Here is a 26879-nt window from a genome sequence, read left to right on the forward strand (position 1 = left end):
AGGCGAACGAGCGGTCCCTGTTCGGCTCGCAGAGAGTTCCGTGTGACACATCGGAGTCTTCACTCATCATCTTGGGGTGCTCATGGACGTGTGGCGTGATGGTCAGGTGCGGCAGGGCGACGGTGGGCGTCGTTCGAGCCGGAGGGGACGAACGTGCGGGTAGGGGCGCGGAGGCACTCGACCGCGTTGGCGATGACGGCGGTGCTGGTGGCATCGCTGGTGCAGACGGTGACGTTGCCTCCCTCGCCCGCGCAGGCGGCGGAGCCGGGGCCGAAGATTCCGCGACGGGATCTGCCGCTGATGGCCTCGACCGCGAAGACGGTCGGTGGCTCGAAGCGGTCGGTGCCCAAACAGCCGAAGGCCGACTTCACGCCGCTGGCGCGCAAGCCCGCGACCAGCAAGCAACTGCGGGCGGGGGACGCGGCGCCCGAGACCGGTCTGGTGAGCCCGGTCGACCAGGCTGTGGTGTCGACCGAGACACCGACGTTGAAGGTCCGGGACGTCGGTGCGGGGGTGCTGTATTGCTTCAAGGTGTCGACCGGGTTCGACGGGCGGTCGGGCAGTGTCGCCGATTCGGGGTGTTTGTCGAAGCCGGAGTGGACGGTGCCGCGGCATGTGCTGAGCGACGGCGGACAGTACACCTGGGCGGCCGCTACAACGCTGGGGAGCGACCAGTCGGTCACGTCGCCCTCGTGGGTCGGGCATTTCACCGTCAATCAGCGGGTCGGAGACCCAGGACCGGCGCCGGCCGACACCTCCGGACCGGTGACCGTCAACTTGTTCAACGGCAACGCCCAATACAAGAACGCCGGTCCGGCGTTCCAGACGGTCGGCGGCAGCGCCGGGGTGACGTTCAGCTTCAACTCCCGGCAGAGCGGTGAGGCGCACGGCGTGCGCGCGTCCTACTTCAACGACTCACGACACAACGGGACTCCTGATGACGCCGCTGTGCTGGTGCGGCGCGAACCGTCCGTCAACCTCAACACCATCCGGGACTCGCTGCCCGACAATCCCTGGTTCGACCCGTTCCCGCCCGCCCTGGACAAAAAGAACTTCGTCATCCGCTGGGAAGGCCACTTCAAGGCCCCCGTCGGCGGCGACTTCCAGTTTGCGGGCACGCACGCCGACGGTGCGAAGATCTGGGTGAACGGCCGGGTCGTCTACGACAACCCCAATCCCGGCGGCATCGGGATGGACTTCCAGACCGCCGGTCCCAAGACCGACCGCGACACCACGCTCGCCGCAGGCCAGCGGGTGCCGATCAAGGTCGAGCTATACCACCATTCGGACCAGAAACCGCAGATGGTGCTGTGGTTCAAAAGCACCGGCGCGGACTGGGCGGGCCGCCGCTTCCACAACTGGATGCCGCAACCCGTACCGACCCAATGGCTGTATGCCCAGGACCCGCCCCCGCTGCCCAGCGGGTGGACCCTCGGGGTGGCGGGCAGCGGCTACACCAAGGCCGAGATGCTGGACGGGTCGGTCGTGCTCACCGACCGCTCGGGCCGCAAACACACCTGGGGCAAGGCCTCCAACGGCGGCTACAAACCACCGCCCGACGAGGACGGGGTGCTGGCCTTCGACGCCGGCGGCCGGATCACCGTCACCGAAGGCACCACAGTGTCGGTGTTCAACGCCGACGGGACACTGGCGCAGGTGGCCTCCACGCTGGACGGTAAGAAGCCGGCCGCCTTGCGCTATTTCTACAGCGGCGCGGTCCCCCGGTTGACGCAGATCACCGATCCGGTGTCGGGCCGCTCCCACACCCTGCACTACAACACCGATGGCAGCGACGGCTGCTACGGCGGGACGGCCAAGCCGCAGGGCGCCGATCCGGCACCGGCGAACATGCTGTGCCGCATCCGCTACTGGGACGGTTCGGAAACCCGGCTGTGGTACCTGTTCGGCACCCTGGCCCGGATCGAGAACCCCGGCGCGTCCATCTCCGACTACGACTACCTGGACCGGGCCGCCAACAAGAAACAGCACGACAAGCCTGAAACCAAGCCAGAAGACAAGGAGGCGCTCAAGGAGAGCGTCGGACCCCTCACCATGGTCCGCGACCCACTGGCCTACGACTGGATCCTGCGACAGAACACCTGGGTCACAGCCGAACGCACCACGATCCGCTACCAGGCCGGGTACGAACCCGAAGCCCGCCAAACACTGCTGCGCGCAGTCCAGGTGTCACTGCCATGGCCGGACGGCAAACCCGGCATCGGATTCCCCGGCGGACACTCCTACTCCTACGACATCGCCGGCAAGGCCGCCGCCGTCGCGGTCAGCGGCCTGAACGGCCATTCCCGCACCGTCACCTACGACGACGCCGGTCGCGCGCTGACGGCGACCGACGCCGATGGGGTCACCGCCGCGACCGAGTGGAACGCCAAAGACCGGCCGACTGCGACCATCGACGCGCGGGGTCACCGCGCCACCCATGTCTACGACCACGCCGACCGGCTGACCGACACCTACGGGCCTGCGCCCACGTCCTGCTTCGACGGCCCCACCCCGACCTCGCAGTGCGCCGACGAGATCCCGCACGGCCGTAGCCGATATGACGAGGGCATCGCCGGGTTGCAGGCCGCGGTGTATGACAACCCGTACCTGTCGGGGGTGCCCGCGGTGTGGCAGACCGGTGTCGGCACCACCGACGGCTCGATGGCCGCTACGTGGGGTGCCACGCCGCCGGTGCCCAACAGCGGCGGCTGGTCGGCCCGGTTCACCGGCGAAATCCAGTTCCCCCAGGAGGGCAAGTACGGGGTCGGGTTCACCGCCGTCGACGGGGTCCGGCTGTGGATCGACGACGTCCTGACCGTCGACAGCTGGAGCGACAAGGCCTCCGCCAAGGTCGCTGGCACCTACATCAGTAAGAAGGCCGGCGGCCGGCACCGGATCCGCGTCGACTACTACAACCGCAGCGGCAGCACCGGCGCACTCAACTTCACTTGGACACCCCCCGGCGACGACGCCGCAGTGACCGTCCCCGGCAAGTACCTGGCACCCCGCTACGGATACCAGACCAGCACGGTCTTCGACGGCAGTAGCGAACGCGCGCCATCGACGAAGACGGCCACCGACTACTCCGACCCAGCCAATGGGATCGACCCGGTGTTCGGACTGCCGGTCTCCACGACCAGCGACCCCGGCGGGCTCAACCTGACCCGCCGCTACACCTTCGAAAAGCCCGGCACTGGATACCTGCGTCTACTGGCCAACGCCCTGCCCGGCGGTGACATCACCGACCCGGCCAAACGCGGCACCTCCACGTTCTACGGCGGCAACGAAACCCGCGCCAACCCCTGCATTGAGGACTCGCCAGAGGTGAACCAGGGCGGCATGGCCAAGACTCTCACCGCGGCCAAGAACGCCGACGGGTCGGCCAACCGGGTCGAGCAGGTGTATGACGCGGCCGGCCGGGTGGTCGCCACGCGGATCAACACCGAGCCGTGGTCATGTACCGGTTACGACGCCCGCGGCCGGGTCATCAAGCAGACGTTCCCGGCCATCGGTGGCCAGCCCGCGCGGACCATCACCTACGACCATGCCGTGGCCGGTGACCCGCTCACCACCAAGATCAGCGACGGCAGCGGCTCGACCACAACCGCGATCGACCTGCTCGGCCAGGTCACCTCCTACACCGACGCTGGCGGGACGGTCACCACCACCCAATACGACACCGCCGGCCGCACGACCAGCCAAACCAGCACGGTCAAGGGCGTCTCCTCCACCCTGACCTACCAGTGGACTGACGCATCCCGCCTGACCCGCCTCGACCTGGACGGCACCACCGTCGCCACCCCCGCCTACAACGCCGGGATGCTCAAGACCGTCGGCTACGGCAACGGTACAGATCTTGCGATCACCTACAACGATGCCGCCTCGGTCACCGGCATGAAATGGAAGACCAAAGGCTCCACGGTCACCGACACCGTCACCCGCTCCCGTGACCAGCGCATCACCGACACCATCACCACCGACACCGGTACCGCCCCTGCCGCCGCCAGGAACTACGAGTCCGCCTACACCTACGACGGCGTCGGCCGGCTGGTCGCGGCCACCGTCCCGCACCACAAACTCACCTACGGCTACGCCGCCGACGGCGGCTGCGGACCCAACAAGAAGGCCGGGGCCAACACCAACCGCACCAGCTTCACCGACAGCCGGGACGGAGCCCCACCGGTCACGACCACCTACTGCTACGACGGCGCCGACCGGCTGATCTCCACCAGCGGCGCCACCACCCTGTCGTTCAGCTACGACACCTACGGCAACGCCACCAAAGTCGGCACCGACACCCTGGGCTATGACACCGCCCGCCGGCACATCACCACCACCACCGCGGCCGGGCCCACGGTCCGTTACACCCGCGATGTCACCGACCGCATCACCGCACGCACCGTCCAGGAAAACGGCAAACCCAACCAAGTCACCCGCTACGGCTTCACCTCCAACGCCGGCGGCCCCGAATTCGTCCTCGACGCCTCTGGGGGCCTGCGGCAACGGGTACTGAAACTGCCCGGCGGGGTCGTCCTCACCAAAACCTACGACACCGCCAAGACGGCCAACTGGGCCCACCCCACCATCCAGGGCCACATCCTGTTCACCGCCGACGGCACCGGGACCAGGACCGGCAAGATCCGTCTGTACGACCCGTTCGGGCAGAACATCGACCCCGACACCGGCGCGATCGGCGACACTCCCATCCCCGCCACCGCCGAAGGCGGCATGGACTTCGGCTGGCTCGGCCAGCACACCGTCCCCATCGAACACCTCGCCAGCCACCAAGCCCTCGAGATGGGAGCCCGCACCTACCTCCCGGTCCTGGGCCGGTTCCTGCAAACCGACCCCATCACCGGCGGCTCAGCCAACAACTACGACTACGCCAACGCCGACCCCATCAACAGCCTCGACCTCACCGGCACACACCCTGACTGTGGTGCATGCGCTAGCGGAGAGTACGAAGGTTACGAAAAAGAAAAGGCCAGGGCAGAGGCCGAGAAAAGAGCGAAGTTCGAGAAAGGTGTGGAGGAAAGTGAGCCCGGCTACCCTCCCCTGCCGCTACCTCTCCGCTTGCTGGTACCCAAAACGTCGCCGCCCTCCTGGACGCCAAACGTCAAGGACCCCTCACTCGGACGGGGCCACACCGGGCGCTACGAACCAAGGAACCTCAAGGAACAGCTTGCGATGGAACAGGCAATGTCGAACCCCGCTGCGGGAACTGAGATCAAGAACATCACGATGACCGACCGCCGCTGGCCGGCAAAAGAGGGCTGGGTTAAAATGAGGCAGAACGTGAACGGCGTGGAGGTTCACTACGTTCGAAATACGAAAACGGGCCGCGTTGATGACTTCAAGTTCAAGTAGAGGTCCGGGAGGGCTGTGATTCTCAAATGGTCCGGCTGCCGTGGCGAACTACCACGGCAGCCCACAAGTCCTAGCGACGCTGAGCCTGCACAGTTTGAGCTCACGGTCGGACGCGAATATCGCTGCCATGCCGTAGCGGTATTCGATGGAAGTGTCTTCGCGCTGATCTGTGACAATGCCTCGCTACCATGGTGGTACCCAATGGAGCAGTTCACCGTCACTGACGGCTCCATTCCTCCATCATGGGAACTAGGCCTCCATGGCAGAAAAGATGATGGCCTGCAAATGGTGGTCGGATACCCTGCAATCGCTACCGACATCGACCATTATGTCGGTGTTATCGAGCGCATTCCCGAGGCAATGGAGGTCTTCTGGCACCAGACCGGCATAGCCAGTCTTGTCGAACAAGAATTCGATGCCGTAGTCACCGAGATCCTTCCCTCAGGATGTCGCGTGCGCCTGGAAAACGAAGAGATCGGATTCCTTCACAACACTAAAAACCAGGGCTGGGTCGACGGAGACGACACCCTCGCGATCAATGACTCTTTGAGAGTTGTCGTCGTGGATGCTATCCAGTATCCGATTGGCGTCAGCACCCTTATTCTGGACATCGACGCAGCTCGCCGCGGCGAGAGGGCGTGAACGCGCGGTTCGATACGGAAATATTCACTGAGGGAGCCGAATGCCCACCGCTCATCGTCAGTGAGGGCTGATCGTGAGGTCCGGCGGGATCACCCACGAGGTCGCGGTCTACGAACGTGGTGGGAGGTGCCGCTGGCGGCGGGTGCGGGGCCGCGTCCGGCCAGCGCTACGCAGCGGCCGTGCACGTCAGCGCCGTCTTACCCGTAGCCGGGCGCTGCCGCCGGTCGCGGCCGCCGAGGTGGGCCCGGCCGCGCCACCGATCCGGATCGGGTACGCGCGGTGTTCGACCATGGGCCAGGAGCTGGACAGCCAGTTGGTCGCGTTGCGCGCGGCCGGGTGCACGCGGGTCTTCTCCGAGAAGATCTCCACCCGGGTCAAGGTGCGGCCCGAGCTGGCCGCCGCGCTCGCGCTGTGCCGCGACATCAGATCGGCCGCGCCCGGCCAGACGGTGAGCAATGCGCATACGCCTGGGTGATCCAGGTCCAGGCCGGGCGGGACGTCGATGGGCCCGATGGGCGCCGCCGAAGTAGAAGCGGACTACCTGCTCGGCGCCGGTGACGGCCGCGGTGTGCCGTTGCGGCACCTGACGGCCGTAGGCCACATCGCCGCCGAACTCCGGACGGAATCAGCCCGTGAACAGGTGGCGGTTCCTTTCCAGGAACTGCGGCAAGGTCGTCGCCGGGCGGCCTGTCACCGACTCGATCGTGCCGAAGATGCCGTCCGGCTCGTTCAGCGAGCCGTTGCGCGTGCGTTCGAAGACGTTGCGGACGCATGCCATGTAGACGGGGTCGGCGCCTGCGGCGACCATGTCGTCGTAGAACACCATCGGTTCGGCCGGCTCGTACCGCCATGGCCGTCCGGTCACCTTGGCCAGCATCTCGGCGATCTCGCTCAGCGACGCGGTCTGGGCGGCCAGGTCGTAGGCTTGCCCATCATGTGGCTGCGGATCGCGCAGCACGGTGGCCGCGACCGCGGCGATGTCGGCGGCGTCCACCCAGTTCGGCCGCGCCTCGCCGACGAAGTGCGTGAGTACGCCCGAAGCATCGACACCCAGGCGCAGGTTCTGCATGAAGGAAGCGGGTCGCAGATGCGTGTGGCCGAGCCCGGAGCGTTCGATGTACGCCTCGATGAGCTGGTGCCAGGCGAAGTGGACGATGGTGGTGTCGTCGGTGGCGGAGACTCCGACACGAACCAGATGGGATACGCCCTCGGCCTTGGCGGCGTCCACAGCCGCCTTGGATTGCGCCAGCATCCTCACGTCGTAGCCGGTGAGCAGGAACACCCGGTCGACGCCCGCGAACGCGGGCCTCACCGCCTGCAGCCCGGCGGTCTCGGCCTCGTCCAGATCGAGACGGCGCACCTCGACCCCACGCTCGCGCAACCGGGCCGCAGCGTCCGGCCGCCGGGTGGCGGCGGCCAGGCGCAGGCGTCCGTCATGGTGATCGGAGACGAGCATGTCGACGAGTGCGGAGCCGATCGTCCCGGTGGCCCCGATGATCAGAACTGTCGCCGGCGTCATATCTCCTCCACGTTTCGCTGGATGGGCTGACCTGCGTTGCGGGTCTCGGGAAACGTAAGGCCTCACGTCGGCGTGAGGGTCAAGCGACTAGGATCCCGGCCATGCGGATCGGTGAACTGGCGCAACGCACCGGTGTGAGCGTGCGGGCGCTGCGCTATTACGAGGAGCAGGGCCTGCTGGTCCCGGCGCGTGCTGCCAACGGCTACCGCGAGTACGCCGAGGCCGCCGTGGACGTGGTCGGCTGTATCCAGCTGCTGTACGCGGCGGGCCTGTCCAGCGTCAAGGTCGCCGAGGTGCTGCCCGCGGCGTGCCGCGATGCTGGAGGGGTCGTGGTGTCCGGCGAGCTGACCTGGGAACTGGAGACGGTACGGGCTCGGCTGGCCGCCGAGATCCAGGAGCGCCAGGCGTCGCTGCGCCTGCTCGACGAGGTGATGGCCGCCGCGTGCTGGGACGGCGTGACCACGGGAGGCCAGCGTTCCTCTGCATCGGGGCATAGGACTTGACGGTCGCGCCGCGACCTCTCGGGTGCCTGGATGGCATCGCCCAGTCGTACTGCGGGCTTGCGCGTGTCAGGGCTTCGCGACGCGGTAGCGCAGGCAGGCCCTTGAACGCCTGGCGGATGCTGCAGCGTATAGACGCCCGTCTACAAAGCCGGGGCTACATCTGCGCTTCTCGTTCGGCCGCCGCCAGGAGTGCCCTGACAGCCCATCGTTCGGTCTCCTCCACTTCGGCCGGCCGCAGGCGGCACAGATCTGACAGCACGATGAACGATTCGGCACCGATGCACAGCGACAGGCCACGGACCAGACGCTCGAACTCCCTCTCCGGCATACGGCCGCGCAGCGGTTGCAGCGCGTGCTCGATCCACCGGATGCGCCGGTCTCCGCGTACGCCGCCGACGGTGTCCTGCTCGCCGGCCCGCGATTGGGCCGACAGCCTGGCAAAGTCGCGAAAGCGCTGTTCGTTGGAGGCGATCTCACCATGTACGGCGCGCACCAGGGCGTCCACTCGTTCGCCGGCCCCCTGGTGTCGGTCGATGGCTTCGCGCACGACGCGGTCGGTCTCGTCGATCGAACGGTCGAGCACCGCCTGGAGCAGCAGATGCTCCTGCGAGGGAAAGTAGCGGTAGGCGGTGGCGCGAGAGACCAGCGCCGCGTCGGCGACCTCGCCAACGCTCGGGCTCTGCCCCTGTTCGAGCAGCTCGGCGGCCGCTTTGAGCAGCGCGGTCCGGGTGCGGAGCTTCTGGTTCGCCCGCCCTGAGAGATGACCCTTCACCTGATCAACAATACATGTCCTATGATAAGACTTATCTCATGAGTTACTCGGATCTCATCCGCGCGTTCTATGCCGCCCGTAACAGCCACGACTGGGACACCGTCCAAGGGTTTCTGAGCGACGACATCGCCTGGCACGAGCCCGGCAGCGAGGACTACTCCGGCGACCATCAAGGCCGCGGCGAGGTGATGCGGCTGCTTCAGCGGCTGGTCGAGGTGACCTCCGGCACCTTCACTCTCAGGCCGGTCGGCTTCATTGAAACGGCCGAACACGTGGCGACCGACGCCCGTTGGCACGCCTCGCGCGGCACCGTGGAGGTCGCCGGAGGCGAACTGGCCGTCTTCCGCATCGCCGAGGGCAAGATCGCCGAGGCGTGGTTCCACCCGGACGGCTACGACCCGCAGGCATTGAGCACCGTCTTCTCGTTCCAAGGTCACCGATGAGCGGCATCGGCAAACGGCTCACCGATGCGGGCCTCGCGCTCCCCGAGCCGATGACCCCACCCCCGGGTCTGGAGTTCAACTTTGAGCTCGTACGAATCTCCGGCCAGTACGCCTACCTCTCGGGGCACGGCCCCTATGACGGGACGCACCCCCTCGTTCAAGGCACTGTGGGAGCCGAACTTTCGGTAGAGCAGGGCTATGCCGCCGCAGGCCAGGCCGCCCTCTCCATGCTCGCCTCCCTCCAGCAGGTACTCGGTGACCTGGATCGGGTGACGAACTGGTTGAAAGCGGACGTCAGCGTGAACGCCGTGCCCGGATTCGCGCACACCACCCTGGTAGCCAACGGCTTCAGCGACCTGATCTTGAACCTGTGGGGCCCAGCCGGTCGCCACGCCCGGTCCGCCCCTGGCGTGGCCGCCCTTCCCTTCAACATCCCCGTCGTCGTCGACGCCGTCGTTGAAATCACCGGCTAACCCGCCGCGCGTGGCGTCGACAGCGGGATCCTCGTGACGAACGGGGACCTTCCGGTGTCCTGGGTCGCGGCTACGGCTCGGCCTTGTCATCCTCAGGTCCGCGTACGTCGCGTTCTGCTAGGACGTCGCCGTCCGGTACGTGCACCACCTTCCCGCTATGGACGAGGCGCCGTCGCGGCATTACGCCTGTTCGTAGTCTCGGTTCAGGTGCTGCTGGTCACGATCGGGGCCGGGTGGTACCACCGTTGCGTGACGCGTGGTGATGTGACTGCTGAAGGGTGCTGATCGAGCCGCAGACGACGTGGCGCGCGCTCAGCCCCTCTCCGTGATCTCAAACCCGTGGTGGTGGCCACCCGGACCTGGTGGTACTTCGACCACATGAATCATGTGCTGGGTCTGGAGCGTGCTGGCGAGCCACACCCCATGCGTCCGGCAACCGCTCCGGCGGATCGGTCCTGTTACCTTCTCCCGGCGGCGCTCGCCATGGGTGTGACGACCGGTCGGCACCACCACCAGCTCGGCCACGCCGACTCCTTGCGGCAGATAACAGAGCCGCTTCACGCTCGGTCCGGCAACCGTTGCCGCACGTGGCGATCAGCGATGCAACAGATAACAGGCCGCTATCTGCAGGAAGACTTCAGATCCCTACCGCGCGCTCAACATGCCAGCCGCCCCACCAGGAGTAGCAGAGGATTAGCGCACGATCTCGCAGAGATGTTCCTCAAGCCCCACCAGCATCATCTGAAGACGAAGCGCTACTGGGACCCCCGGTTGAGTGCGGGCCGTCCGGACTACAATGCCCGCATCCCCGAACGAACGCTTGGTTGGATCAAGGTGTCCTATCGCGTCCAGTGGGCCACCGGCAACGTGGGCCGGCGGGCACTCAGGGCCATCATCGAGCGTCCAGGGCTGGAGTTGCCGGGGGTCGTGGTCAGCGATCCGGCCAAGGTGGGCAGGGACGCCGGTGAGCTGGCCGGGATCGCCCGCCGCACCGGAATCCGGGCCACCGCCGATCCCCGGCGAGCTCATCGCGGCACGCCCGGACGTCATCAGCTAAACGGCCCTCGGCACGGCGGGCCGTCGCGGGGTGGCCCGGCACGGCTCGGCTGCGACGGCGGAGGACGGCGGACGCCCCGGGGCGCGGTCGACGACCTGTGCCGGATCCTCGAAGCGGGCATCGACGTCGTCTCCACCGCGCTGATCCCGCCGGTCCACCCGCCGTCGGCCGATCCGGGCGACGTCGGGCGCCTGGAGGCGGCCTGCGCCGAGGGCGGCGCCTCCCTGCTCACCACCGGGCTCGACCCGGCCTCATGAACGACGTGCTCCCGATGGTCCTCATCGCCCGCGGGAACGGCAACGCAGGCCATGCCGCAAAGCCGGGCTTCTATGCGGAAAAGCGTGCCGCGCGGCTGACCTCTGCCTTTGCCAGGTCTCCAACGTGCGATGGGCCGGGTCGGCGCCGGGCGCCCGGGTGCGCCGCTCACGGCTGCCGGATGTACGGGTGTGTACCTCCGCGGATTCAGCGGGGTCAGGCGAGATACATCTGCGGGTGCTGTCGGGCGGCCTTGCCGGGCTCCTAGCGTCTTGGTCATTGAATCCCTCCCAAGGAGTCCTGATGAGGCAACGAAAGATTCTGGGACTGGTCGCGGCCGCCCTCCTGGCGGTGCCCGCGTTCTCGGCACCCGCCATGGCCGCGCCGCCGGCCGCGCCCGTCATCGACATCAAGGCCGACGACGACGGCTTCACCGCGCCGGCCTCCTCCACCAGCGGCCCAACCTCGTTCCGCGTGACCACCACCGCGACCGGGGATTTGGGCAGCATGATGGGCCTGGTCCGACTGCGTCCCGGCGCCACCCCGGCTGGCTTCGCCGACCACCTGGGCAAGGTCTTCTCCGACGACCCGCGGATCGCCGTTCCGGCGGGGCGGGCTCTGATGGCCGAGGCCGAGTTGCTCGGCGGGGCCCAATCCCAGCCGGGGCGGCCCACGACGTTCACCACCACCCTGCGGCCCGGAACCTACTATCTGCTCAATTACCTCGATTTCGAGACCCAGCCCCCGGCGGGCCCTGAGGCGCTGCGCACGTTGACCGTCACGCATGAGCGGCACGCCGGGCGCGCCCCCAAGCCCGGCGCGGTGGTGGGCATGTCCCCTACCGCGGCCGGTCCAAGGTTCCACCTGCCGCCCCGTATCCGGGCGGGCGCTCCGCTGCTGGTGACCAATCACCTCGACCAGGTCAACGAGGCCATCTTCGTTCCGGTGCGTCCCGGGACCACCGAGGCCGACCTGCACAAGTTCTTCGAGGGTGTGCAGAACGGCCAGTGGGGCCCCTCGCCGTTCGCCGGAGCCCCGCTGGGCACCCCGCCCCTGACGCCCGGACGCTCTGTGGTGCTCCAGATGCCTCTGACACCCGGCCGGTACGCGGTGATCACCTGGGTGATCGACCTGACCGACGGAGTCCGGCTCGGCGCCAAGGGAATGTACTCCCTGATCACTGTGATGTGACCGTTCCGACGCGGCCGGCCGGACTGGCACGTCCGGCCGGCCGCGTCGGCCGTCCATCTCCGCCACGTGGTGGTGAGCCTCGCGAGGCCGGGGCGCAGACGGTCATCCAGTGCAGTGCGACCAAGTCCTACTGGCTGCTGAACGGCAGCGGCCACCACAGGCCGCACTCGACGCACTGCAGACCCGTCTGGGCAGCAGGAGCGGACCCGCGATGGCCAGGGAGTAGGTGTTGACGACCCACTGCAGCCGGGCGGGACCGAGGTCGAGCCCGCGGCCGATGGAGGGCAGGGCCGTGGCGACCGACAGGCTGTCGAAGACCACGAGGAACATCACGCCGCTCAACACTGCGGCGCGCAGCGCCTCGCGCCGCCGTGTCGCAGCGTGCTCGGTCACCACTGGGTGTCCATTCCCGGTCTGGCGTGCTCGGATCACCGGCGCTCGTCTTTGTCGGCAGAGAGTTCTTTGTCGAGCTCGTCCAGTGCGGTCCGGCCGACCTGAAGGTCCGATGGCGTATCGAACTCGTGCCAGGGGCCCGGGATGGGCACCGCCCGCAGGCCGAAAGGCACGCGGTCGATCAGCCGGTTCAGGAGCGCGGTCGTGTTGCGGCGGCCTTGTGCGGGAAGGCCGGCCAGAACGGTCCGAAGGGTCTCCCAGCCGTCTGGCTCGAACTTCAGGAGCCCGACGTACTGGCCCTCGATCTCTTCCAAGGAGCGGGGACGCGCGCCGATCTGTGCCAGCGTGCCGTCGCCTCTGAGCCGGAATGTCTCGGCGTCGGTGAGCGGGTCGTCGAAACGCCGCGACCACAGCGGCAGCCAGTCGGGGTCGTAGCCGATGACAATCGGGTCGGGCTCCCTGGCCACCGAGTCCACCATCGTCGACGAATCCCAGCGCGGGTTGTGAAGGAGTCTCACCGGTTTTCCCACGAAGCGTTCGGCCCGCCATCCGGTGACGACCGCCGCTTCGGTGATGGCCGCGTGGCGGAGGGCGGCGAGCTGACGTTCCAGAAGGGACGCCCCGTTGATCTCCATCAGGCACTTGGGCCGGTCGGCGGTGTGCGGGCCCATGCGGCTGCCGCGCCCGGCGGCCAGAATGACGCCTCTCATGGCGTCTATCTGCCGAAGGCGCCCGCGAACAGCGCAACGTCGCGGGGGTCGTAGGGCTGGGTGCGTTCGGGATGCCACATCAGCCGGACGGCTTCCACGACCGGGCCGCAGCGAGCGAGTGTCTCCAACCGCGGTGGGACGTCGAGCGCCGCGAAGCGGTGAAAGCTGTTGACCTCGCGCTCGCCGAGCACGCCGGACACGCGGTGGACGGCGGCGACATGTCCGCCGACAGGTGCGAGCCGCGCTCCGTGGGCGTGCAGCAGGAGCTGCATCCCCCGGCAGACGGCGACAAGGGGGATCTTCTCGGCGGCGGCGCGGCCGAGGAGATGGTGCTCGAGGCGGTCGCGTTCGGGCGTCGTTCCGCCGAGGTGTTCCAGGTCGTCTCCGCCGGTCAGGACGATCCCGGCGCAGCCGGTGCGTTCGATCGTGGTGTCGGCGAGCGGGGGGTCGAGTGGCAGCGGAACCGCCGTGATGCCGCAGGCGGCGAGGAACCGGAACCAGCGGACGGGAGTGCCGCGTGGTCTCGATCGTCATGATCTGCCTCCTTGGCGGGGCTCTGCATGACCCGAAGGCATCGTGTGAAGATGCACTCGGCCGCACGCCGCGGCGAGGTCGGTCCGTGGTTGTCGACGATCAGGTCTGGTTCCAGTGGGAACTCCGCGGCCAGGCCCACTCCCACCACCTGTCGCTGGTCGGTCCCCTGGTCGTAGACGCCCTTGTGGTCGCGTCTTCTCAGCTCTTCAAGCGGCACGTCGAGCAGGACCTCCACGTACCGGGTGATGCTGGTCCGGTTCCATGCGTGCACTTGGTGGTGCAGCGAAATGGTGGCGCACACGACGGTGTGTCCTTGTTCGGACAACAGCCGGCAGAGGCGGGCGTAGACCATGGCCAGTTCCAGGCGGTCCGCCTTGCCGAACGTCCCGGTGGCGCCCAGAGCCTCACGCAGCCGATCGCCGTCCAAAAGGACGGGCCGGCGACCGGGGTCGGCGGCCTTGACCAGGGCGATGGCGCCGCGCGGGTCGTCTCCGGCGTCCACGTCCGCCACCCTGGCCACGACTCGGTCCTGGGTGAGGTCGTTCGGTTCGTCGTGCAGGCGGACAAAGCCGTGCAGTTCGTTCTCGTCGAGCAGCAGTGTGGGCGCGCTGAGCGCCAGGGTCACCGCGTACCGGTCCTTCCCGCGCTCGACGGCCGCGCCGACGCGCCGCCGGTCCTGGCTCGGTTCACCAGACAGCGTCCGCAGGGTGTCGATCGTGGTGAAGGACATCGAGTCGGGGCTGAAGCCCAGTCGGTCGCCGATCGAGCAGACCAGCGCGAGGGCGTCGCTGAGCAGGCGCGAGAACTCCAGCTTGGCGTGCTCGCGGGCGGCGACGCAGCTTCGGACGAACCGGAGCAGGCCTCGGGCGTCGGCGCGCAGTCGGTGGGCGGCCATCAGCCGGTCGACCAGGTGCACCCGCCGGTGCACCCACGCGATCACCAGTTCTGCGGGATCGTTGTATGCCCAGGTCAGGAGGGTGGTGGGGGTGGTAGCCGAGACGGGGTTCGAACCCGTACCTGCCTCAGTGAAAGTGAGGGGACCTGCCAATTAGTCGACCCGGCCTTGCGCAGCGCGTACGAGGATCGAACTCGTGTCTCCAAGGTGAGAGCCTGGTGTCCTGCCATTGGACGAACGCGCCATGGGATGAGGGAGTTTGATCCTCGGCTACTGGCGTTCTTCGGAGCGGCGTTCGGTCATGGTGGCCGCTCCTTTCCGGTCCGGCGGCTGATCTCTACGGTGCCGGATTCGGGGGCGGGGGTGCAAAGGGTTTTCCCGGAGGTCGGTGAGGAGGCGGCGCCACTGTGCCGCGACTCGGGCCGGGTCGTAGGCGGCGGCGGATCGGAGGGCCTCGTCTCCCAGGCGGTTTCGGAGGGTTGCGTCTTCCATCAGGGTTCGGAGGGCCGTTGACAGGGCCGTGACGTCGTCTGGTGGTACGAGGAGGCCGTCGTGGTCGGGGGTGATCATTTCGGCGGGGCCGGTGGGGCAGTCGAACGCCACGACGGGCAGGCCCAGTGACATCGCCTCGATGATCACCATGGGCATGCCCTCGAAGCGGGACGAGAGCACGTAGATCGAGGAGCGCCGCATCTCGCGCGCGAGATCCGGGGTGCGGGCGCGCAGTTCCACGGTGCCCGTGAGGCCCAGGTCGGCGATCTCCTTCCGGAGACGGTCGCGCTGGTGGCCGGCGCCGAAGATCCGCAGCGTCCAGTCGGGATGCTCCGCGGCCAGCGGCTCGTACGCGCGGAGCAGGAGGTCGAAGCCCTTCTGCCGCACGAGCCTTCCGGCGGCGAGGATCACCTTGGCGTCCCGCGGTGAGGGGCCGCCGGGGCTGAGCTCGGGAAGCGCGTTCGGGATTCTGGTGATGCGGACGGACGTCCCCGCCAGCGCGGCCTCGTAGTCGTTCTGGGCCTTCTCGGTGAGGACCGCGAGCGCCGTGAGCCGTCCGTACGAACGCACGATCTCGCGGCGCAGGTGCGGGCGGTAGGAGGGCAGGTTCATGTGGTCCTGCCCGATCGTGATGGTCCCGCGCGGCGCGAGTGCGGCGATGAGGAGGTTGAGTGACGGCCGTGTGCCGATGAGGACGTCGGGGGCACCGCGCCAGAGCGTTCGCAGGAGTCGCAGGTCGGTCCAGAGGTTCATGCCGCGGAGCGACGCCTCGCCTCCCGGGGTCAGCAGGCTCGGCAGGCGGGCGATGACAGGTGAGCCCTCCGTGCGATCGTCGGCGAAGGTCACCGTCACCCCGGGAGGTATCCGGAAGAACGGGTCGCGGTGGGAACGGACGACGCTGACGATCTCGACGTCGTGCTCCTCGGCGAGGTGACCGCACAGGTTGAGCACTGTCCGGATCGTCCCGCCCGTTCCGTAGGCGTGCTGGAGCAGGACCCTGATCCGCAGCCGCCGGCCTCGGGGCGGTGTCCGGCGCAGCCGGAACAGCGGCAGCAGAGCCAGGAGCAGGGCTCGGCGCAAGGTCCGGTGCGCGCGCCGGCGCACGCTGCTTCTGCCCGCCATCGCTTCCCCGTTCTCAGGCCGGTTCTGTACCTACCCGAGATCGGATCGACGAATACGGTGTCAGCCCGTGGTGACCGTGCGGTCCAGGGCGCTGCCCTTCACCCAGCGGCTCCATGACATCTCGTAGAAGCTCCAGCCGTTGAGCGGGTCGAGCCCGCGCTTGCTGCCGGTGATGATCACCGGGTCGCCGCGGTAGGACAGGTTGTAGAAGAACTTGGCGACGGGCGGCGGCAGGTTCACGCAGCCGTGGCTCGCGTTCGTACGGCCGAAGGCCCAGTAGCGGTCTGGGCTGGCGTGCAGGTACTCGCCGGAGTTGGAGATGCGGACCGCGTGCGGCAGCTTCAGGTCGTAGTACTCGGGGTCCTTCTTGTCCGTGACGCCCATCCACGCCGACGTCATCCGCTCGACCAGGTGCTTGCTCATCGTCAGGTGGACGCCGCTGGTGGTGAGGTAGGTGTCGACGCCGTTGCGGACGCGGCCGCCCTTGCCGGCGCTGACGCCGCTGCTCTTGACGACCTTCCCGTTGACCCTGAACGTGGCCTTCTTGGTCCTGGTGCTGACGGTGGTGATGTGCTGGTTGCCGATCCGGAAGCTGCGGGAGACGTCGCTGACGCCGTAGGTCTTCTTTCCCGCCTTGACCCCGGACAGCTTCGCCGTGAACGTGACCTTCTGGTTCGGCTTCCAGTACTGGCCGTTCTTCGTACGGAAGATCACCTGGCTGTCGCTGACCCAGTGCCAGGCGCCGACCGCGGGCTTGGTGGACTTGACGCCGAACGTCTGCTCGACGGCCTTGCGGTCGCCGACGCCGCGGTTGAACGTCACGATGATCGGCATGCCGACGCCGACCTTCTCGCCCCTGGTCGGCGTGATGTCGGCGATCGCCAGCTCGGCGGCGGGCTTGAGCGTCTTGAACCTGCTCGTCGCCGCGGTCGACTTGCCCTGGGGGTTCCTCGCGACGACCGAGACCTCGTAGTCGGAGTTCGGGCGCAGCGTGCGCGACTTCCAGCTGGTCTTGTCGGCCGACAGCCGTCCCTCGACCGGCCTGCCCTTGCGGGTGACGGTGACCTGTTCGAGGGCGCCGTTGGCGACCTTGACCTGGACGCCCTCCTCGGGCTTGGCCTTGCCGTCCCCGTTACCCGGAGTGATCGTCACCTGTGGCGCGCTCGGCTCGTTCTTCCCGCCGACCGTGGTGCTGCCACCGTTGTCGCCGCCCCCCGAACAGGCGGTCGCGAGGAGCAGCACGGCCCCCGCGAGCCCCGTGCCCGCCCGTGCTCCCCCGGCAAGACCTCGCTGCACCGTCAACCTCCCGACCCCGCTGGTATCAGGGAGACATTAGCGATAAAAGCGGTCGATGATGCCACAACCACTGGTTTTGACCGGGGTCCGAGATCAAAGCGTTGCAAGATCCGCAGCGCGGTCCGCCTAGCTGAGCGCGCTGCCCTTCTTCCAGTCGGCGAACGACTCCTGCCAGAAGCTCCAGCCGTTGTTCCACTCGACCTCGCGGTCACTGCCGGTGAGCTTGAGCACGTCACCGCGCTGCATGATGTCGTAGTACCACTTGGCGTTGGCGGTACTGAGGTTCAGGCAGCCGTGGCTGACGTTGGCGTATCCCTGCGAGCCGACCGACCACGGCGCCGCGTGCGTGTACTCGCCGCTGCTGGAGAAGCGCACGGCGTAGTTGACCACGGTCTCGTAGTAGCCGAGGTCGCCCTTCTTGCGTCCCGGCGAGATCATCTTCACCGGGCTGGCCTTCTCCATCAGCAGGTGGACACCGCTGGTGGTGGTGTACTCGCGGGTCTGGCCGTTGCCCGCGCTGAACGGCACGGTGCGCAGCTTCTTGCCGTCGCGGGTCACGGTCATCCGGTGCTTGCTGATGTTCCCCGTCGTGATCTGGGCGGCGCCGATGCTGATGGTCTGGTCGATGTCCTTGGTGCCGTAGACGCCCTTGCCCGCGGGCACCCCGGCGAGCCGGGCGCTGAACCGCACCTTCTGGTGCGGCGCCCAGTACGTCCGGGTGCGGTAGATCACCTGGTCGGACGCGATCCAGCGCCAGGCACCCTCGACCGGCTTCTCCGGCGTGACCCGCAAGACCCGCTCGACGGCGGCCCTGTCGGCCACGGGCCGGTTGAACCGCACCATGATCGGCATCCCGACGCCGACCTTCTCGCCCTTGAGGTTGGGGGTGACGTCGATCACCGAGAGCGTCCTGGCGGGCTTGAGCGTGGTGAACGTGCTGGTCGCCGTGGCGGGCTTGCCGTCGTGCCTGGACTGGGCCGTCACGGTGTACGAGGCGCCCGGCGTGAGCGTGCGGTCCGAACGCCACGTCCTGCGGTCGGCGGACAGCTTCCCGGTGATGGAGACGCCCTCGCCCCGCACGGTCACGTTCTCGAGTGTGGTGTTGGAGGCCTTCACCTCGATGGGGCTGTCGGGCTTCACCGACGCGCTGCCGTTGCCCGGCGTGATGGTGACCGTCGCGGTCTCGTTCGAGGCCAGCTCTCCCGAGCCGCCGCTCCCGCTGCAGCCGGCCACGAGCACGGCCACGCCCGTCCCGCCGGCCACCACAAGCCCCAAACGCCCCCGTACAGCCACAATCTCTCCTAAATCCCCTGATTTCCCTACAGATAGGGAAATGTATCCGAGATTTAGAGACTGCCGGAACGCCCGAAAAGTTCGATCTCCAGAGAAATCACACGTTCTGTAGCTTATCGATCACGTCATGCCATCAGATGTCCGTCAGCCGACAGTGCACCCCGCCACGGCGCAGGGGCGCGGCGCGTGAAGATCAGGCGTGGGCCGCGGCGCCGTTCACGTGAGTGAGGCAGCGGCGGAAGCCCAGGATCGACACCGCCACGGCGACCGCGCCCAGTGCCGCCACCAGGCTGGTGCGCACCCACAGGTACATGCCGATGGACTCGTTGAAGAGCATCCAGAGGCTGATGACCGCGTTGGAGAAGAAGACCAGCGACCACAGCAGCGAGATGCGCAGGAAGAACTGACGCACGCGGGCGTGCTTGAGGAACGCCTCGGGCATGGGGACCATGTCGGTCGCCAGCTTCTGGGCGAGAGGGCGGCGCAGGGGCACGGAGGCGAGGAACGCCATGGCCACCAGGAGCGTGCCGAGGGTCGGCTGGAGGAAGTAGACGACGGCGCTGTGGGTGACGGCGGCCAGGACGGCGCGGACGGTGACGCCGACGGCGGCGAGCAGGAGCATGCCCGACACCCCGTGACCGCGTGCGTAACGCCACGCGATGCCGCCGTACACCCAGACGACCGCGGCGATGAGCGCGCCGTTGAGACCGAGCACGGCGAACGCGGCGTAGAAGACCACGACGGGCGCGATCACGCCTTCGACGAAACGCGGCAGGGCGTGCCGGAGCATGGAGGCGAGCCTCGGCAGCTCGAAACCGTGGTGACCACCGTCCCCGGGCTCGGCCGTGGCTCCCGCAGACGTCGCGGACGTCGCGGACGTCGCGGCCACGTCTGCCGAACCGTGGTGGCCGCCGTCCCCGCGTTCGGCCGTGGCCACCGCGGATGCCGTGGCCATCGCGGATGCCGTGGCTCCTGCGGATGCCGTGGCCACCGCGGATGTCGTGGCTCCTGCGGCCGCGTCTGCCGTCTTGGGCGACTGCGGGCCGCCGATCGGTGGGGCGGGCCGTTCCATCAGTCGTGTCGCGGGTCTTTCCATCAAGCCTGGCGCCCCCGGTTCGGCCCGGAGGGCCGCTGAAGAAGTGGTCACGACGCGCCCCACGCTACGTGATGATCGAACGTCTGCCGTACGGTTCGGCCCCGCACGTTCGCCGCCTCCCCACGCGGCCCGCGGCTCGGGCCGGTTCGGGGGTTAGTTCGGATGCGCGCCGGGCAAAGTGCGGGTCGCGGCCGGATGCGGCCAAAATCGAACTTTCGTTGCATCCAGGCCATGTCACACCCGTTGGGCGAAGTCATCGGTGACCTGGTCGTTCCGGCGCTATCGTCACCGTGCCGGTGCGTGCGGACCCCTCCCGGGCCTCGGGCGCGGAGGGGCACCAGAACACCGCCTTCCGGCACCCTTGACCGTATTGGACCGTTCGTTAATAGTTTTCGCACACGTTCTCAACGAGGAGGCGCGGATGGGCGAGGCTCCTACCCCCGGCCACGACAACTCCGAACAGCTGCGCGGCATGATCGAGGCGGTCAGCACCCCGGAGGAGCTGCGGCAGCTCCTGGAGGCGCCCGGAGTGGACGACGCGGTGATCGGTCAGTTCGTCCAGGCGGCCGGCGTGGACGACGTCCTCGACCGGATCTTCGGTCTGATGGGCACACGGTTCCTACCCGAGAAGGCGGGCGACGACGGCGGCTCCGTCCAGTGGAACATCGACACCCCCGACGGTGTCCGGACCTACCACCTGCTGATCGCCGGCGGCCGGGCCGAGGGCGGGCGCGGCGCACCGGACAAGGCCAAGGTCACCCTGGGCATGTCCCTGCCGAACCTCCTCCGCCTGTGCGCCGGCCGTCTCAACGGGGTCACCGGCGTGATGACCGGCAAGATCAAGATCTCGGGCGACATGATGTTCGGGGCCAAGATGCAGGGCTGGTTCAACTACGACTGACAGCCACCGCCCTCATTCGTCCGACCCGGTGGACGGTTCGCCGTCCGGGCGGGCGGGCTCGGGCGACGGCGGCCGGACGTCCTGGGCGGCGGCGTAGATCGCACGGAGGGTCACGGCCACCGACGGGCGGCGCACGCTGGCCGTACGCGTCACGGCGTACACCTCGCGGGCGAGCGAACGGTCGGGCAGGCTCCGTACCGCTACGCCCTGGTCTCCCGCCGCCAGGGCCAGCGCCGGGATGGCGGTGATGCCGAGCCCCCGGGCCACCAGGCTCAGGATGGTGTGCAGGCCCTCGAACTCCCACGGCACCGGCCGGGCCCCGCCCACCACGTCCAGCAGCCGGTCGACCGCCTGGCGGGAGGGCTCGCCGGGCGGCGCCGCCATCCACGGCTCCTCCCGCAGCGACTGCAGGTCGATCGGCCGATCCGGGTCCGACATCGGATGCGCCGCGGGCAGCGCCAGCACCAGCGGATCGCGGCGCAGATGGAAGAACTGCAGCGTCGCGGGCGCCTGGTCGGCGATCTTGCCGGTCCAGTCGTCGATCAGGGCGATGTCGACCTCGCCGCTCTGGACCTGACGGATGCCGTCCCCCGGGCGCGTCTGCCGCAGGACGAACGTGATCCCCGGATGGTCGGCCAGGCTGTGCGCCAGCGCGGGCGCGAACGCCACGGCCGCGGTGGGGAACGAGGTGACGACCACGCGGCCCATCGGCGTGTCCGCTTGGGCGGAGAGCTCCGCCTCGGCCGCCTCCACCAGCGTGAGGATCTGGTCGGCCCGTTCGGCGAGCCTGCGTCCGGCATCGGTCAGCTCGGCGCTGCGCGCCGTACGGTCCAGGAGGGCGACCCGCGCCTCGCGTTCCAGTGCGGCCAGTTGCTGGGAGACCGCGGACGGCGTGTAGCCAAGGGCCGTCGCGGTCGCCGCGATGCTCCCGCGCCGGGCGAACTCGGAGAGCAGTCGCAGCCTTCGCACCTCAAGCATCAGTCTTCCTAACGGTCAGCATCGACGAGACTCGCTTGTGATGATGCTAGAACCGGGCAAGCATTTAATCGAACCCGGCCGGGTCACTGACAGGAACCCCCGCATCACCCATTGTTCGCCACGCCCTGGAGCCACTGATGTCTGCCCAGCACACGCCCGCACCGTCCCGGCCGCTCCACCCTCCCCTACGCGACCTGCCCGTCTCCCCCACCTTGGCCGCCGACGACACGATCGCCCGCAGGCGCCGGGAGGGCCTGCCCGTGCTGCCGCTGGGGTTCGGCGAGGCCGGAATACCACTGCATCCCGCTCTGGTCCGCGAGCTGACATCGGCCGCCGACCGCGGCGCGTACGGCCCGGTCGCGGGCTCGGCGCCGCTCCGCGCGGCGGCCGCCGGCTACTGGAGCCGCCGCGGCCTGCCGACCGACCCCGGGCTGGTCGTCTGCGGCCCCGGAAGCAAGGCGCTGCTGTTCGGCCTGCTGATGTCCCTGACCGACGGCGACGTGGCGATCCCCGCGCCGAGCTGGGTGTCGTACGCGGCGCAGGCGTCGCTCACCGGCGCGAAGCCGGTCTTCATCGCCACCCCGCCGGGCGAGGGCGGCGTGCCGAGTCCCGCCCTGCTCGCCGACGCGGTCGTGCGCGCCCGTTCGCAGGGACGCTCGATCCGCGCCGTCATCGTCACGCTGCCGGACAACCCCACCGGGACCCTCGCCTCCGAGGCCACGGTGCGCAGGCTCTGCGCGGTCGCCCGCGAGCACGACCTTCTGATCATTTCCGATGAGATCTACCGGGACCTCGTGCACGATCCCGACCGCAAAGTGCCGAGCCCGGCCGCGTACGCGCCGGAACGCACGGTCGTGACGACGGCGTTGAGCAAGCATCTGGCCGCGGGCGGCTGGCGTCTCGGCGTGGCGCGCCTGCCCGACGGGCCGTTCGGGCGCGCCCTGCGCGCCAGCCTCGTCGGCGTGGCGAGCGAGATGTGGTCGAGCGCCCCGGCCCCGATCCAGCACGCCGCCGCGTACGCCTTCGCCGAGCCGCCCGAGCTCGTCGCCCACGTCGACCGCAGCCGCGGCCTCCACGCGGCCGTCGCCCGGGCCGTGGCCGCCCGCTTCTCGGACGCCGGCGCCCGCGTGCGCCCGCCCGAGGCCGCCTTCTACGTCTACCCGGACCTCGGCCCGCACCGCGAGGTGCTCCAGGAGGCGCACGGCATCCGCACCGGCGCCGACCTCTGCGAGTTCCTCTTGGAACGTTACGGAATGTGCGTCCTGCCCGGCAGCGCCTTCGGCGAGCCGGACGACGCCCTCCGGGTCCGCGTCGCCCCGACCCGTCTCTATGGCGAGGACGACGAACAGCGCCGGGCGGCCCTCGCCGCCCTGGACCCCGTGGCCCTGCCCTGGGTGGCCGAGTCCCTGGACCGCCTGTCGGAGATCCTCGCCGACCTCACCACGGGTGTGACCGCGTCCGGGCTCCACACCGCGGCGATCGCGTGACGCTTTCCCGATGGCGGAGGACGAGAGATTCGAACTCCCGCAGGTGTCACCCTGATCTCCGTTTTCGAAACGGGTGCCTTGCCGCTCGGCCAGTCCTCCTTGAGTACGTCGCCAGGGGCTCGAACCCTGATCCACGGATTAAGAGTCCGCTGCATTACCGGTCATGCTCGCGACGCTTGCCGAGCCGTAGCGGAGAATCGAACTCCGTTATCCAGAGTGGAAGTCTGGTGCCTCACCGACAAGGCTTCTACGGCGGGTAGCAGTGGTGCTGTACCGCGTGGACCAGCGGGGAGTCGAACCCCGATCACCTCTGTGCAAGAGAGACGTGTTCCCGTTACACCACAGGCCCATTGGTGGTGGTCTTCAGCAGGGGCGGTAGGAGTCGAACCTACTTTTCACTGGCTTTGGAGGCCAGTCGCCTAACCGGTGGCTCACCCCTTCGTGCGTTCGTTTTCTTCGATGCACTCAATGATGGGACGGTTCACGATCAGGGGCAATTGTTTTTCTGCCGCCCGTCACAGGTCGGGGTCGGTGTCCTTGGCGGTGGCCACCGGTCGCAGCGGGCGGCGGAGGGGGACGAGCATCATGGAGAAGTCGGCGGCGGCGATGATGCGGTCCTCGCCGTCGGTCACCCGGCATTCGACGATCACCAGCTGGCGGCCCGCCTTGAGGACCTCGGCGCGGGCGTACACCTGGTCGCCGTGCGGGCGTCCCAGGTAGCGGACGTGCAGGTCGGCGGTGACCAGGCTGTTCTTGCCGGGCTCGAAGCCGCTGCCGCGGGCCGCGGCGGTGCCGGCGGCCACGTCGATGAGGGTGGCGATGGCACCGCCGTGCAGGTTGCCGGTGCTGTTGAACGCCTGCTCGCGGACGGGCATCGAGAGGAGCGCGTGGTCGTCGCCGATCTCCACGATCTCCAGGCCCAGCAGCTCGTGGAGCGGCGTTGACTCGCGCAGGGTCGTGCGGATGAAGTCCTGCTCGGCCTCGGGGAGGTCGGCGACGCGGATGGTGCTCATGGGTTCACTCCTCTGTCACGAACCCGCTCATCCTAGTTACGCCCCTGACCGGCGCGATCAGTGGTGGTGTAGGGTGCGACGTCGCACGGGCGAACGTCGCGAAGCACGCGAGTGCCGGTCAAGGCACGGCAAGACGTACGGCCTCGTGGTAAACCCAAAGCAGTGTGATGTCACGGTTGTGTTGGAGAAGGCGAGGGGGCCCGCCATGAGGCATGCACGGGACGGGGCTGCCGCGGCGATGAACGCCGCCTCACGGGTTCTCGTCGCCCGGGGGAAGAACGAACCGCAGGAGCTGGAGAACCCCGACGTCGCCTGGGGACAGCGGGCCCGTGACGGCGTCTGGGTGCCCACCAAGGACGGGCAGCGCATCCACATCGGGATCGACGTGGCCGCCGCCGACACGGTGGCGCAGGTGCTGCGGCCGAGCCTGCGGGTGTTCGTGGGCATCGAGGTCGACACCGACATCGTCGCGCAGACGACGTCCAACGGCATCCGGCTGCTGACGGTGATCCACGGGCCGGACGCGCCGAGCGAGTTCCGCTTCCCGGTGTCGCTGGCGGACGGGCTGGCGCTGGAGGCGATGCCGTCGGGCGGATACGACGTGGTGCATCTGCGCTACGGGGCCACCGTGGGACGGCTCTACAACCCGTGGGCGTGCGACTCGATGTACCGGCCGGTGAAGGCCGACTATTCCCTTGAGGGTTTGACCGTGACGATGCGGGTCCAGCACGAGGGGTCGTTCTACCCGGTGGTCGCGGACCCGCTCTACTCCCGCTGAGCGTCCCTCGCGGAGCCGGTGACCCCGGGATCCTGGAAGTCGAGTTCGAGGCCGACCTGGCGGAGCGTGTCGGCTCCGATCTTGCCTCGGCGGTACAGGCCGTCCAGCTTGGCCCGCTGGGCCTTGACCAGCTCGCTCTTGACCCGCGCTCGGCCCGGCGGCGGTGAGGGACGGCTCGTGTCCTCCTCGTCCAGCCTGTTCTGCAGGCCTTCGATCCGCAGTTCGAGCATCTGCCGGTAGGTGTCGGCGGTGGCCTCGTCGACCTCGTCGTCGTCGGCGAGCTCGTCGAGGCGGGCGAGCGCGGCCTGCAGTCCCGCCTTGCGGGCGGCCATCACCTCCATGATGCGCCGGTCGGACTCGATGAGCCCGAGCCCGCGCAGGAGGAACGGGAGCAGCGGGGCCTGCCCGACGAGGGTGACCATGACCACCAGGGCGGCCAGCACGATCAGCATGCCGCGATCGCGGCCCGCCGCCAGCGGCAGCGACAGCGCGATGGCGAGGGAGATCGCCCCGCGCATCCCGGACAGGCCGATGACCAGGCGCCGGCGCCAGTCCAGCCCTCGCTGGACGCGGCGTCCGCCGGGCAGGAGAGCGGCCAGCGGCCCGTTGAACAGCTCCCAGAGCAGCCGCACGAGGACGAGGACGGCCGACACGGCGAGCGTGACCACCGCGATCTCCGTCCACGAGTGGTCGCCCGGATCCTGGAGCAGCGCGCGGATCTCCAGGCCCAGCAGCACGAAGAGCGTCGACTCCAGCAGGAAGATCAGGATTCGCCAGAACATGCTCCCCGCCAGCCGGGACGCGGGCTGCAGGATGCCCTCGCCGCGGGTGCCGAGGTAGAACCCGGCCGTCACGGTGGCCAGCACGCCGGACACACCAAGGTTCTCGGCCGGGATGTAGGCCAGGTACGGGATCATCAGGAGCGCGATGATCTGGCTGCTCGGATCCCGGATCCGGCGCCTGACCTTGCGGACGGCCCAGCCGACGAGCAGCCCGTACGCGACCCCGCCGACCACGACCTGGAGCAGGCGCGCCGCGCCGTGCCCGATCGTGAAGGGGGTGCTGAGCGATTCGACGGCAAGGCCGAAGATGGTCAGGGCGACGCCGTCGTTGATGAGGCTCTCGCCTTCGAGGATCGTCACCAGCCGGGGCGGCGCGCCGAGCCGCTGGAGCACCGAGGTCGCCGAGACGGCGTCGGTGGGGGCCACCGCCGCGCCGAAGGCCACCGCCGCGGCCCATCCCACGCCCGGCAGCAGCGCGTACGTGGTCCCGGCCACGGCCAGCGTGGTGACGGTGGTCAGGCCGAACGCGAGGGTGAAGATCGGCACCGCGTCGGCCCGCGCCTCCCGGGGCGCGGTGAAGAAGGCGGCGTGGTAGACCAGGGGCGGCAGGAAGCCCATCAGCACCACCTCGGGCGGCACCGTCACCCTGGGCAGGCCGGGCACGAACCCGGCCCCGACCCCCAGCACCACCAGCAGGATCGCGTCGGGGACGCCCAGCCGCGCCGACAGGGCCCTGGCCACCAGCACCACCAGCGCGATCACCAGGAAGACGACGAAGATCCGTTCCTCTCCCACGGCGGGGATCCTCCCCCGCCCGTCCCGGCGCGACGCCGGGCGACGCGGGAGATCGTCAAGTCTTTCCGCTCTCCCGCCCGACCCCGCACCGC

At 68.8% G+C, this 26879-nt stretch carries 25 protein-coding genes, 7 tRNA genes and 1 pseudogene; 11 read left to right on the plus strand and 22 right to left on the minus strand.

Translation table 11 applies throughout. From position 1 onward, the window contains the following. Positions 1-192: 192 nt before the first annotated feature. The 3 genes from ABD333_RS36285 (at position 193) to ABD333_RS36295 (ending at position 6484) form a co-directional block, all read left to right on the plus strand. The gene (locus ABD333_RS36285; RefSeq protein ID WP_344547102.1) at positions 193-5367 is read left to right on the plus strand and encodes a PA14 domain-containing protein; all 5175 of its coding nucleotides are present in this window, start codon (positions 193-195) and stop codon (positions 5365-5367) included. Positions 5368-5568: 201 nt separating this feature from the next. Then, on the plus strand, positions 5569-6009 hold the full coding sequence (locus tag ABD333_RS36290; RefSeq protein WP_344547103.1) for a S1 domain-containing protein: 441 nt from the start codon (positions 5569-5571) through the stop codon (positions 6007-6009). 238 nt (positions 6010-6247) lie between these two features. Then, entirely contained in the window at positions 6248-6484 is a 237-nt protein-coding gene (locus ABD333_RS36295; protein WP_344547150.1) for a recombinase family protein, read from the plus strand. A 150-nt stretch (positions 6485-6634) separates the two neighbouring features. On the opposite strand, the gene ABD333_RS36300 is transcribed toward ABD333_RS36295, so the two are convergent. Next, positions 6635-7528 (minus strand): NmrA family NAD(P)-binding protein, encoded by an 894-nt coding sequence (locus ABD333_RS36300; protein WP_344547104.1) that lies wholly within the window; start codon positions 7526-7528, stop codon positions 6635-6637. 101 nt (positions 7529-7629) lie between these two features. Between ABD333_RS36300 and ABD333_RS36305 the strand changes: the two genes are divergently transcribed. After that, positions 7630-8031: a MerR family DNA-binding transcriptional regulator gene (locus ABD333_RS36305; protein WP_344547106.1), complete on the plus strand. Its 402-nt coding sequence runs from the start codon at positions 7630-7632 to the stop codon at positions 8029-8031. A 154-nt stretch (positions 8032-8185) separates the two neighbouring features. Here the strand turns inward: ABD333_RS36305 and ABD333_RS36310 are convergent, their stop codons facing one another. Then, complete coding sequence (locus ABD333_RS36310; protein ID WP_344547107.1) at positions 8186-8803, minus strand: TetR/AcrR family transcriptional regulator; 618 nt, start codon at positions 8801-8803, stop codon at positions 8186-8188. Between the two features lie 38 nt (positions 8804-8841). Here ABD333_RS36310 and ABD333_RS36315 point away from each other — a divergent pair, with 38 nt between their 5' ends. Both ABD333_RS36315 and ABD333_RS36320 read left to right on the plus strand, forming a co-directional pair. Further along, on the plus strand, positions 8842-9246 hold the full coding sequence (locus ABD333_RS36315; protein WP_344547108.1) for a nuclear transport factor 2 family protein: 405 nt from the start codon (positions 8842-8844) through the stop codon (positions 9244-9246). Further along, complete coding sequence (locus ABD333_RS36320; RefSeq protein ID WP_344547109.1) at positions 9243-9719, plus strand: RidA family protein; 477 nt, start codon at positions 9243-9245, stop codon at positions 9717-9719. Before ABD333_RS36315 ends, ABD333_RS36320 begins: the two co-directional genes overlap by 4 nt. Positions 9720-10031: 312 nt before the next feature. Here the strand turns inward: ABD333_RS36320 and ABD333_RS36325 are convergent, their stop codons facing one another. Continuing rightward, positions 10032-10244, minus strand: coding sequence for a hypothetical protein (locus ABD333_RS36325; protein ID WP_344547110.1), 213 nt, complete (start codon positions 10242-10244; stop codon positions 10032-10034). A gap of 189 nt (positions 10245-10433) precedes the next feature. Here ABD333_RS36325 and ABD333_RS36330 point away from each other — a divergent pair, with 189 nt between their 5' ends. After that, a complete protein-coding gene (locus ABD333_RS36330) occupies positions 10434-11033 on the plus strand; it encodes a hypothetical protein (RefSeq protein WP_344547111.1) in 600 nt (199 codons plus the stop codon). Positions 11034-11334: 301 nt separating this feature from the next. Further along, complete coding sequence (locus ABD333_RS36335) at positions 11335-12222, plus strand: hypothetical protein (RefSeq protein WP_344547112.1); 888 nt, start codon at positions 11335-11337, stop codon at positions 12220-12222. Between the two features lie 102 nt (positions 12223-12324). Here the strand turns inward: ABD333_RS36335 and ABD333_RS36340 are convergent, their stop codons facing one another. The 11 genes and pseudogenes from ABD333_RS36340 to ABD333_RS36385 all read right to left on the minus strand — a co-directional run bounded on the left by ABD333_RS36340 (position 12325) and on the right by ABD333_RS36385 (position 19912). Next, positions 12325-12615 (minus strand): hypothetical protein, encoded by a 291-nt coding sequence (locus ABD333_RS36340; protein WP_344547113.1) that lies wholly within the window; start codon positions 12613-12615, stop codon positions 12325-12327. 35 nt (positions 12616-12650) lie between these two features. Next, positions 12651-13325: a phosphocholine cytidylyltransferase family protein gene (locus ABD333_RS36345; protein WP_344547114.1), complete on the minus strand. Its 675-nt coding sequence runs from the start codon at positions 13323-13325 to the stop codon at positions 12651-12653. A gap of 5 nt (positions 13326-13330) precedes the next feature. After that, positions 13331-13597: a type 1 glutamine amidotransferase family protein gene (locus ABD333_RS36350; RefSeq protein ID WP_344547115.1), complete on the minus strand. Its 267-nt coding sequence runs from the start codon at positions 13595-13597 to the stop codon at positions 13331-13333. A 24-nt stretch (positions 13598-13621) separates the two neighbouring features. Next, positions 13622-13798: pseudogene (locus ABD333_RS47675) on the minus strand (hypothetical protein); the annotation flags it as partial. Continuing rightward, a complete protein-coding gene (locus ABD333_RS36355) occupies positions 13717-14799 on the minus strand; it encodes an adenylyl-sulfate kinase (RefSeq protein ID WP_344547116.1) in 1083 nt (360 codons plus the stop codon). The gene ABD333_RS36355 and the pseudogene ABD333_RS47675, both read right to left, overlap by 82 nt. Before the next feature lie 47 nt (positions 14800-14846). After that, positions 14847-14922 (minus strand) — tRNA-Glu (locus ABD333_RS36360). A gap of 5 nt (positions 14923-14927) precedes the next feature. Then, positions 14928-14998: transfer RNA gene (locus ABD333_RS36365), tRNA-Glu, on the minus strand. 26 nt (positions 14999-15024) lie between these two features. Then, positions 15025-16368 (minus strand): glycosyltransferase family 4 protein, encoded by a 1344-nt coding sequence (locus tag ABD333_RS36370; RefSeq protein ID WP_344547117.1) that lies wholly within the window; start codon positions 16366-16368, stop codon positions 15025-15027. A gap of 60 nt (positions 16369-16428) precedes the next feature. Then, positions 16429-17664, minus strand: a complete 1236-nt coding sequence (locus ABD333_RS36375) for a L,D-transpeptidase (protein ID WP_344547118.1) — start codon at positions 17662-17664, stop codon at positions 16429-16431. Positions 17665-17790: 126 nt separating this feature from the next. Next, a complete protein-coding gene (locus tag ABD333_RS36380; protein ID WP_344547119.1) occupies positions 17791-18957 on the minus strand; it encodes a L,D-transpeptidase in 1167 nt (388 codons plus the stop codon). Between the two features lie 193 nt (positions 18958-19150). Further along, positions 19151-19912 carry a VC0807 family protein gene (locus tag ABD333_RS36385; protein ID WP_344547120.1) on the minus strand — a complete coding sequence of 254 codons (762 nt, stop codon included), beginning with the start codon at positions 19910-19912 and terminating at the stop codon, positions 19151-19153. A gap of 562 nt (positions 19913-20474) precedes the next feature. On the opposite strand from ABD333_RS36385, the gene ABD333_RS36390 reads away from it, so the two are divergent. After that, a complete protein-coding gene (locus ABD333_RS36390) occupies positions 20475-20954 on the plus strand; it encodes an SCP2 sterol-binding domain-containing protein (protein WP_344547121.1) in 480 nt (159 codons plus the stop codon). A 12-nt stretch (positions 20955-20966) separates the two neighbouring features. Here the strand turns inward: ABD333_RS36390 and ABD333_RS36395 are convergent, their stop codons facing one another. Then, entirely contained in the window at positions 20967-21932 is a 966-nt protein-coding gene (locus ABD333_RS36395) for a LysR family transcriptional regulator (RefSeq protein ID WP_344547122.1), read from the minus strand. A 137-nt stretch (positions 21933-22069) separates the two neighbouring features. On the opposite strand from ABD333_RS36395, the gene ABD333_RS36400 reads away from it, so the two are divergent. Further along, the gene (locus tag ABD333_RS36400) at positions 22070-23419 is read left to right on the plus strand and encodes a pyridoxal phosphate-dependent aminotransferase (RefSeq protein WP_344547123.1); all 1350 of its coding nucleotides are present in this window, start codon (positions 22070-22072) and stop codon (positions 23417-23419) included. An 11-nt stretch (positions 23420-23430) separates the two neighbouring features. On the opposite strand, the gene ABD333_RS36405 is transcribed toward ABD333_RS36400, so the two are convergent. The 6 genes from ABD333_RS36405 to ABD333_RS36430 all read right to left on the minus strand — a co-directional run bounded on the left by ABD333_RS36405 (position 23431) and on the right by ABD333_RS36430 (position 24432). Continuing rightward, a tRNA-Ser gene (locus ABD333_RS36405) sits at positions 23431-23518 on the minus strand. Positions 23519-23523: 5 nt separating this feature from the next. Further along, a tRNA-Lys gene (locus ABD333_RS36410) sits at positions 23524-23595 on the minus strand. A 6-nt stretch (positions 23596-23601) separates the two neighbouring features. Further along, positions 23602-23673 (minus strand) — tRNA-Gly (locus ABD333_RS36415). Between the two features lie 24 nt (positions 23674-23697). Then, positions 23698-23768 (minus strand) — tRNA-Ala (locus tag ABD333_RS36420). A gap of 18 nt (positions 23769-23786) precedes the next feature. Further along, a tRNA-Trp gene (locus ABD333_RS36425) sits at positions 23787-23858 on the minus strand. Positions 23859-23934: 76 nt separating this feature from the next. Next, the gene (locus tag ABD333_RS36430) at positions 23935-24432 is read right to left on the minus strand and encodes a PaaI family thioesterase (protein WP_344547124.1); all 498 of its coding nucleotides are present in this window, start codon (positions 24430-24432) and stop codon (positions 23935-23937) included. Between the two features lie 205 nt (positions 24433-24637). Here ABD333_RS36430 and ABD333_RS36435 point away from each other — a divergent pair, with 205 nt between their 5' ends. Then, positions 24638-25210 carry a hypothetical protein gene (locus tag ABD333_RS36435; RefSeq protein ID WP_344547125.1) on the plus strand — a complete coding sequence of 191 codons (573 nt, stop codon included), beginning with the start codon at positions 24638-24640 and terminating at the stop codon, positions 25208-25210. Here ABD333_RS36435 and ABD333_RS36440 read toward each other — a convergent pair. Next, the gene (locus ABD333_RS36440; protein WP_344547126.1) at positions 25198-26787 is read right to left on the minus strand and encodes a Na+/H+ antiporter; all 1590 of its coding nucleotides are present in this window, start codon (positions 26785-26787) and stop codon (positions 25198-25200) included. The genes ABD333_RS36435 and ABD333_RS36440 overlap by 13 nt on opposite strands. Between the last annotated feature and the right edge of the window lie 92 nt (positions 26788-26879).

The sequence above is a fragment of the Actinomadura fulvescens genome, assembly GCF_039533225.1.
GTDB classification, from domain to species: domain Bacteria; phylum Actinomycetota; class Actinomycetes; order Streptosporangiales; family Streptosporangiaceae; genus Spirillospora; species Spirillospora fulvescens.

What these genes read in the sequence shown, in the direction of transcription:
- ABD333_RS36285 (WP_344547102.1), top strand. Translation starts at nt 193, where the DNA reads ATGACGGCGGTGCTGGTGGCATCGCTGGTGCAGACGGTGACGTTGCCT.
- ABD333_RS36290 (WP_344547103.1), top strand. Translation starts at nt 5,569, where the DNA reads ATGGAGCAGTTCACCGTCACTGACGGCTCCATTCCTCCATCATGGGAA.
- ABD333_RS36300 (WP_344547104.1), bottom strand. Translation starts at nt 7,528, where the DNA reads ATGACGCCGGCGACAGTTCTGATCATCGGGGCCACCGGGACGATCGGC.
- ABD333_RS36305 (WP_344547106.1), top strand. Translation starts at nt 7,630, where the DNA reads ATGCGGATCGGTGAACTGGCGCAACGCACCGGTGTGAGCGTGCGGGCG.
- ABD333_RS36315 (WP_344547108.1), top strand. Translation starts at nt 8,842, where the DNA reads ATGAGTTACTCGGATCTCATCCGCGCGTTCTATGCCGCCCGTAACAGC.
- ABD333_RS36320 (WP_344547109.1), top strand. Translation starts at nt 9,243, where the DNA reads ATGAGCGGCATCGGCAAACGGCTCACCGATGCGGGCCTCGCGCTCCCC.
- ABD333_RS36330 (WP_344547111.1), top strand. Translation starts at nt 10,434, where the DNA reads ATGTTCCTCAAGCCCCACCAGCATCATCTGAAGACGAAGCGCTACTGG.
- ABD333_RS36335 (WP_344547112.1), top strand. Translation starts at nt 11,335, where the DNA reads ATGAGGCAACGAAAGATTCTGGGACTGGTCGCGGCCGCCCTCCTGGCG.
- ABD333_RS36345 (WP_344547114.1), bottom strand. Translation starts at nt 13,325, where the DNA reads ATGAGAGGCGTCATTCTGGCCGCCGGGCGCGGCAGCCGCATGGGCCCG.
- ABD333_RS36350 (WP_344547115.1), bottom strand. Translation starts at nt 13,597, where the DNA reads ATGCAGCTCCTGCTGCACGCCCACGGAGCGCGGCTCGCACCTGTCGGC.
- ABD333_RS36370 (WP_344547117.1), bottom strand. Translation starts at nt 16,368, where the DNA reads ATGGCGGGCAGAAGCAGCGTGCGCCGGCGCGCGCACCGGACCTTGCGC.
- ABD333_RS36385 (WP_344547120.1), bottom strand. Translation starts at nt 19,912, where the DNA reads ATGGCCACGGCATCCGCGGTGGCCACGGCCGAACGCGGGGACGGCGGC.
- ABD333_RS36390 (WP_344547121.1), top strand. Translation starts at nt 20,475, where the DNA reads ATGGGCGAGGCTCCTACCCCCGGCCACGACAACTCCGAACAGCTGCGC.
- ABD333_RS36395 (WP_344547122.1), bottom strand. Translation starts at nt 21,932, where the DNA reads ATGCTTGAGGTGCGAAGGCTGCGACTGCTCTCCGAGTTCGCCCGGCGC.
- ABD333_RS36400 (WP_344547123.1), top strand. Translation starts at nt 22,070, where the DNA reads ATGTCTGCCCAGCACACGCCCGCACCGTCCCGGCCGCTCCACCCTCCC.
- ABD333_RS36430 (WP_344547124.1), bottom strand. Translation starts at nt 24,432, where the DNA reads ATGAGCACCATCCGCGTCGCCGACCTCCCCGAGGCCGAGCAGGACTTC.
- ABD333_RS36435 (WP_344547125.1), top strand. Translation starts at nt 24,638, where the DNA reads ATGAGGCATGCACGGGACGGGGCTGCCGCGGCGATGAACGCCGCCTCA.